Here is a 2,126-nt window from a genome sequence, read left to right as displayed (position 1 = left end):
ATCGCCGCCGGGGTCGCGTCGACGGCGTCACCGAGCACCGCGCGCAGGTGGTCCAGCGACTCCGCGGCCAGCAGGGTCACCGCGGCGCGGGCGTGGGCCGGGCGGCCGGCGTAGCGGTCGCCGACGATCCCGTGGCCGGCACGGACCCGGACCGCGTGGCGCAGCGGCGGCTCCGGGTCGGGCCGGGGCCCGTCCGCGGGCCTGCCCTCGTAGGCGTGCCGGGACGCGGCCAGCAGGGCGGTGACCTCGACCCGCATCAGTTCAGCCCGGTCAGGAACCGGATCACGGCCTCCCGGGTCAGCTGCGCGCCCGGGCTGCCGAAGGGCCGGTCGAAGACGTGGTCGGCGTAGGGGACGGTGACCAGCCTGCCGTCGACCCCCGCGGAGCGGAGCTCCCGGTCGTAGGCGGCGACCCGGTCGGGCAGGACGTAGTGGTCCGCGGACCCGAGCAGCAGCAGGGTCGGCGGGAGCCCCGGGCGGACCTGCTCGGCGGGGGAGAGCAGCCGCAGCAGGCCCGGTGCCTGTTCGGCGGTCCCGCCGAACAGGGTGCTCTGCAGGTCCGGGTCGACCAGCGTCAGGTCGACGGGCGGGTAGTAGGCGACCACGCCGACCGGCGGCGGGCCGGGCGTCGGCGGCGGGGCGCCGGCCGGGCCGGTGCCGCCGTACGCGGCCGGTGCCTCGGAGCACGCCAGCGTCCCGTCGAGCAGCCCGGACGTGGTCGACAGCGCCAGGGTCGCGCCCGCGGACTGCCCGGCCAGCACCAGCCGCGCGGGATCCAGACCCGCCTCGCCCGCGTGCGCGCGCACCCAGTCGACGGCGCACGCGACGTCGCGCTGCTGGTCGCGGCCGACGGGCTCGGGCGGCGGTAACCGGTAGTCCACCGCCGCGACCGCCCAGCCGCGCTCGGCGAGCCACCGGTTCAGCGCGGTGCGGTCGCCGCGGTCCCCGCTCGTCCACGATCCGCCGTGCACCCACACCATCGTCGGGTGCGGACCCGCGCCGGTCGGCAGGTAGAGGTCCAGCGTGCGGCCGGGGGCGAACTCCACCGACCGGTCCGGCCGCCCGTCGGGCTGGCCCAGCTCGGTCAGCGTCGCCGTCCAGTCCAGCGGGACGCCCTGCGCCGACGCCGCACGGCCCTGTGCGGCCAGCACCGTGACCGACCCGACGACCGCGGCCAGTGCGAGCACCGCCGTCGCGACTCCGGTGAACCGGGCACCCACGGCCCGCGCCGCCAGCCCGAACAGGATCCCCAGCACCCCGGCCAGGGCGACGTGCAGCGGATACGCGCCCGACAGGAACGACCCCGCGAGCCCGATCCCCGGGGTCCCGGGGCGGAAGGTCCCCACCAGCACGACCAGCAGCAGCGCGGCCCACACCCACGCGAGGATCCGGAGGAACGACGTCACCTGCGCACCCTGTCATCCCGGTCCGAGCGGCCCGGCCCGGACCCGCCGGTCCGGCGTGCCCGCACCGGGTGGGACCGCCTCCACCGGTACGGTTCTCGAACGGCCGTGCGGATCCGAGGCGAGGGGGACGCGGTGCGGGTGCTCGGGGTCGACCCCGGACTGACGCGGTGCGGGATCGGCGTCGTCGAGGCCGGTGCGGGCCGGACCGTCGGGTTCGTCGACGTCGGCGTCGCCCGCAGCGAGCCGGGCCTGCCGCTGGAACGGCGGTTGCTCACCGTCGCCGACGAGGTGGAGCGCTGGGTGGCCCGGCACCGCCCCGACGTGATCGCCGTCGAGCGGGTGTTCAGCCAGAACAACGTCCGCACCGTGATGGGCACCGCGCAGGTCAGCGGGGTCGTCGCGCTGGTCGCCGCACGGGCCGGGCTGCCGGTCGCCTTCCACACCCCCAGCGAGGTCAAGGCTGCCGTCACCGGGGAGGGCCGCGCGGGCAAGGCGCAGGTCACCGCGATGGTCACCCGGCTGCTCGGCCTGGACACACCCCCGAAGCCGGCCGACGCCGCCGACGCGCTCGCGCTGGCCATCTGCCACTGCTGGCGCTCCCCGATGATCGACCGGATGGCGCAGGCGCAGGCCCGCGCCGAGGAGCTGGCTGCGGTGCACCGGGCCCGGCTCGCCGAGGCGCAGCGGGAGCGGGGAGGCGCCCGGCCCAGCGCCGCCCAGC

At 77.8% G+C, this 2,126-nt stretch carries 2 protein-coding genes and 1 pseudogene; 1 reads left to right on the top strand and 2 read right to left on the bottom strand.

Annotated elements, in window-relative coordinates:
- Together NH602_RS30405 and NH602_RS30400 are read right to left on the bottom strand one after the other, a co-directional pair.
- Window positions 1–257 (bottom strand): annotated as a pseudogene (locus NH602_RS30405) (molybdenum cofactor biosysynthesis protein); the annotation flags it as partial.
- Window positions 257–1,405 (bottom strand): alpha/beta hydrolase, encoded by a 1,149-nt coding sequence (locus NH602_RS30400; RefSeq protein ID WP_253069628.1) that lies wholly within the window; start codon window positions 1,403–1,405, stop codon window positions 257–259. The pseudogene NH602_RS30405 and the gene NH602_RS30400, both read right to left, overlap by 1 nt.
- A 132-nt stretch (window positions 1,406–1,537) precedes the next feature.
- On the opposite strand from NH602_RS30400, the gene ruvC reads away from it, so the two are divergent.
- On the top strand, window positions 1,538–2,126 hold a 589-nt coding region (gene ruvC / locus NH602_RS30395; RefSeq protein ID WP_253069629.1), incomplete at its 3' end, for a crossover junction endodeoxyribonuclease RuvC.

This window comes from Pseudonocardia sp. McavD-2-B, assembly GCF_024124365.1.
Classification (GTDB): domain Bacteria; phylum Actinomycetota; class Actinomycetes; order Mycobacteriales; family Pseudonocardiaceae; genus Pseudonocardia; species Pseudonocardia alni.
This window is presented reverse-complemented; position numbering and strand designations above follow the sequence as displayed.